The 3,734-nt window shown below is 63.5% G+C and carries 3 protein-coding genes; 1 reads left to right on the top strand and 2 read right to left on the bottom strand.

The genetic code is table 11. The features are described 5' to 3' along the window. Positions 1–130: 130 nt before the first annotated feature. Positions 131–1,273, top strand: a complete 1,143-nt coding sequence (locus tag B6V74_RS18640) for an iron-containing alcohol dehydrogenase (RefSeq protein WP_088723671.1) — start codon at positions 131–133, stop codon at positions 1,271–1,273. A 6-nt stretch (positions 1,274–1,279) separates the two neighbouring features. Here B6V74_RS18640 and B6V74_RS18635 read toward each other — a convergent pair whose 3' ends face one another. Beyond that, positions 1,280–2,086 (bottom strand): carbohydrate ABC transporter permease, encoded by an 807-nt coding sequence (locus B6V74_RS18635; protein ID WP_233243250.1) that lies wholly within the window; start codon positions 2,084–2,086, stop codon positions 1,280–1,282. Further along, positions 2,083–2,958, bottom strand: coding sequence for a sugar ABC transporter permease (locus B6V74_RS18630; protein ID WP_240497146.1), 876 nt, complete (start codon positions 2,956–2,958; stop codon positions 2,083–2,085). The genes B6V74_RS18635 and B6V74_RS18630 overlap by 4 nt, the downstream gene beginning before the upstream one ends. Positions 2,959–3,734 lie beyond the last annotated feature (776 nt).

Raw genomic sequence — 3,734 nt, 5'->3', positions numbered from 1 at the left:
AAGAGTTCGCCAAAGGCTGGGCGCTCGATCGCAACTTCGCCCCGCAGATGGACGAGGCCACACGCGAAGCCCGCTACACTGCGTGGAAAAAGGCGGTCGAGGCCACCATCGCGGCGGCGAGGTCGGTCTGATGGACTTCGCTCTGCGCTTTCCCGGCCGCATTCTCTTCGGGCGCGACGAGCGGCATGCGGGCGCGGAGCTGATCGCGCGCTACGGGGCGCGTGTAGCGCTCGTGCGCGGGCGTTCGGTCGGTTGGGCCGACACGCTGGAAGATACTCTGCGCGAGGCGGGCCGGACGGTCGAGGTGATCGTCAGCCGCGGCGAGCCGAGCTATCCGGATCTATGTGATGCGCTCGGTCGGTTGCGCGAGATGCGCCCCGATTGTGTCGTTGCGGTCGGGGGCGGCGCGGTGCTTGATCTGGGCAAGGCTTTGGCGGCTCTGATCCCCGCTGCGAGCGATCCGATCGTGCATTTTGAATTGGTCGGGGAGGGGCGCCCGCTAAGCGCGCCGCCGCTGCCGTTTGTCGCGATCCCTACTACCGCCGGCACCGGAGCGGAAGCCACCCGCAATGCGGTGATCCAGTTCCCCGAACACCGCCGCAAGGTCAGCCTGCGCGACGATCGGATGATGGCCTCGCTCGCGATCGTCGATCCGGCGCTGACCGATCGCTGCCCGCGTGCGGTCACGCTGGCCTCGGGGCTGGACGCGCTGACGCAGGTGATCGAGCCTTATCTCTGCAGTCGTGCGAATATTCTGACCGACGCGCTTTGCCGCGATGCGATCCCGCGCGCGATCCATGCGCTGGTCCAGCTGATGGCGCGGGAGAGCACGGATGCACGAGACGACATGGCGCGGGTGAGCCTGTTCGGCGGCGTCGCTCTGGGCAATGCGGGCCTCGGCGCGGTGCATGGTTTTGCGGGCGTGATCGGTGGCCGGAGCGGTGCGGCCCATGGGGCGATCTGCGGACGGCTTCTGCCCGGAGTGCTTCAGGCGAACCGTGCCGCCGTGGCGGGCGATCCCGCGATGGCCGCGCGATTCCACGAGGTGGCGGGCTGGCTGGGCGAGGGGCTGGCGGTTGCGCCGGCTGACGCTTTCACGGCGCTGGAGCGGCAGATCGACGAATGGGGGTTGCCCCGGCTTGGCGCGATGGGTGTCGATCCGGATGAGATCGAGGAGACCGCGCGGCTGTCGCGGTCCAGCTCCTCCATGACCGCGAATCCCGTGCCGCTGAGCGAAGATGTCCTGAGCGACATTCTGCGCGCCGCATTCTGAGCGGCTTCAGGTGCGAATGACAAATCCCCGTGCGATGTGATTACGCACGAACCAGATCATCGCGACACCCGGGATCAGCGAGACAACGGTCATCGCCATCACCAGCCCGATATCCGTTTGAAAGCCGAACAGCGCGCTGATCGCCATGGTGATCGGCTTGCCCGCAGTGACCGTCAGAATGCGCGCGAAGACCACCTCCACCCAAGAGAAGATGAAGCAGAAGAAGACGGTCACGCCGATCCCCGGCGCGATCACCGGGATCAGCTTTCCGACGAAGAAATGGCCGAAGGAATGGCCGTCGAGAAAACAGGTCTCGTCGAATTCGCGCGGCACGGCGGCGATGAAGCTCTCGAGGATCCAGATCGCGATCGGCAGGTTGAACACGCAATGCACCAGCGCGATCCCGACCGGGCTGTTCACCAGTCCGACATGGGCGAAGAGAATGAATATCGGCAGCGACAGCACGACGGGCGGCGTCAGGCGAAAGGCGATCAGCGCGAAGAGAATGTGGCGATCGCCGGTAAAGCGGAAGCGCGCAATCGCGTAAGCTGCGGGCAGTCCGGCGGCGAGGCAGAGCGCCACGTTGAGCAGAACATAGACAAGCGAGTTCCAGATTGCATCGCGCAGGTCGGGGCGTGCGAACACGGTGGCATAGTTGATCAGCGTCGCCTGCCCCTCGCGATATCCCTCGCGCGGCAGCGTCAGCGTGAAGCTCAACAGCACCGTTTGGACGAAGGGCAGCAGGATGAAGAGGGCCAGAGCTGCGAAGGCGAGGCCGAGCAGAATTGATGGGCGCATTCGCGTCATCTTCATCGGGTCGTCTCCGGCGAGGTGTCGCGCCCGGCGCGTATGCGGATGAACGCCCATGCGACGCTCAGCACGATCAGGAAATCGAGCATCGCACGCGCGGCGGCACGGCCATAGGTGAAGCTGCGAATGTCCTCTCCCAGTTCGAGCGAGAGGAAAGTCGTCGCACCCTGCGGCCCGCCCGCGTTAATCGTGAAAGCCTCGGTGTAGATCATGAAGCTGTCCACGAAGCGCAGAAGCAGCACGATCGAGAGCGCCCCGGCGATGCGCGGCAATTCGATATGGCGGAATACCGCGAGCCGTGAGGCTCCGTCGATCGCCGCCGCCTGGCGATAGGAGGCCGGGATCGCCGACAGCGACGCATAGGAGAGGATCACGACGAGGCCCAGCCAGTGCCACGTATCCGCCGCGACGATCAGGATCCAGGTATGCAGCGCGGTGAACTTGTAGTCGAAGCCAATCCCCGCTGCGGCGATCGCCTTGCCGAGAAGCCCGACCTGGGAATCGATCAGCGTGAGCCACATGCCCGCGATCATGTTCCACGGAACAACGAGGGGCAGGGCGAGCATCATTAACACCGGCACCGCCCAGCGACCGATCCGCAGCATCAAGAGAGCGATCCAGATCCCCAGCGGCACCTGAATCGACAACACGATGGCCGAAAACAATGCGCTTCGGCCGAGGCTCGCCCAAAAGCTCGGATCGCGGATGATCTCGAGATACCATTGCGGCCCGACCCAAAGTGCCGTGTCGAGGGTGAAGATGTCGTGGAAAGAATAGTTGAACACCGCGACCAGAGGCAGGACAGCGACAAACCCCAAGATGAGAAGCGCAGGCAACAACAGCAGCCACGCGCGGTTCGAATGCGGCTTGATCATCCCTATGCCCTCCCCGGAAGCAGCGTACTTCGCGCGTTAAGCGAACGGGTTGGTCGTATAAATGTCAAGGATACTAAAGATTTAAGGCGGCGGATGGGGCGACGGTGGCTGCCGTCTTGGCGACGCTTGTGCCGGGGGAGGGGCTTTTGCTGTCGGTGCGACTGAGAAAGGGGCGCGCATGGCCGGCGATCGGCTAGAGCAGATGGCGCGCGTCGGCGGAAGAGTTCGGTCGCTTCGCTCCGATCTTCGAGCGCGAGCTGTTCGAAATGGAATATTGGCCGCTCGAACAGGCAAAGCTGAAAAATAAAGAAGAAGCGTGAGCACTTCAGCACGCGGCTATAATCGGCAAAGCGGCGAACTGCTCGCCATCGCGCGCTCTCTTTCTGGCTTCGTGAGCGGTTTCGACCGTGCAGCAGATCTTTTCGAGATGAGCGATTGCATCCCGAATGGCATCTGCGAGAGCCGGGGCGACCTCCGGTGAAATCGAGAGCATTCCGTCCTCGCAGCGGTGCACCCATCCCTTCTTCTGCAAGGTCGGAACTTTGCGTCGCGCGGTTTCCCTTTGTCTCCCACGATATTCCGCGTTCGATCGCACGTTGATGGCGTATCGCGATCGCTGGTCATGAGCGTGCGTTGCGAGATGCGATCCTCATGGCTGTCCGATTTCGTTCATTTCGTTGGTGACTCGGTTTGGTTTGTGGGGTGCCCTTGGGGCATGCCTGGCAGGAGGTTTCGCGTGGGTGGGTGATTTGCGCAAGATTCTTCCCTGCGCTGTT

It is taken from the genome of Thioclava sp. F42-5 (genome assembly GCF_002213195.1).
GTDB classification, from domain to species: Bacteria; Pseudomonadota; Alphaproteobacteria; order Rhodobacterales; family Rhodobacteraceae; genus Thioclava; species Thioclava nitratireducens.
This window is presented reverse-complemented; position numbering and strand designations above follow the sequence as displayed.

Bases quoted from the DNA above. Each gene is read 5' to 3' on its own strand.
- B6V74_RS18630 (WP_240497146.1), bottom strand. From the start codon at position 2,958: ATGATCAAGCCGCATTCGAACCGCGCGTGGCTGCTGTTGTTGCCTGCG.
- B6V74_RS18635 (WP_233243250.1), bottom strand. From the start codon at position 2,086: ATGAAGATGACGCGAATGCGCCCATCAATTCTGCTCGGCCTCGCCTTC.
- B6V74_RS18640 (WP_088723671.1), top strand. From the start codon at position 131: ATGGACTTCGCTCTGCGCTTTCCCGGCCGCATTCTCTTCGGGCGCGAC.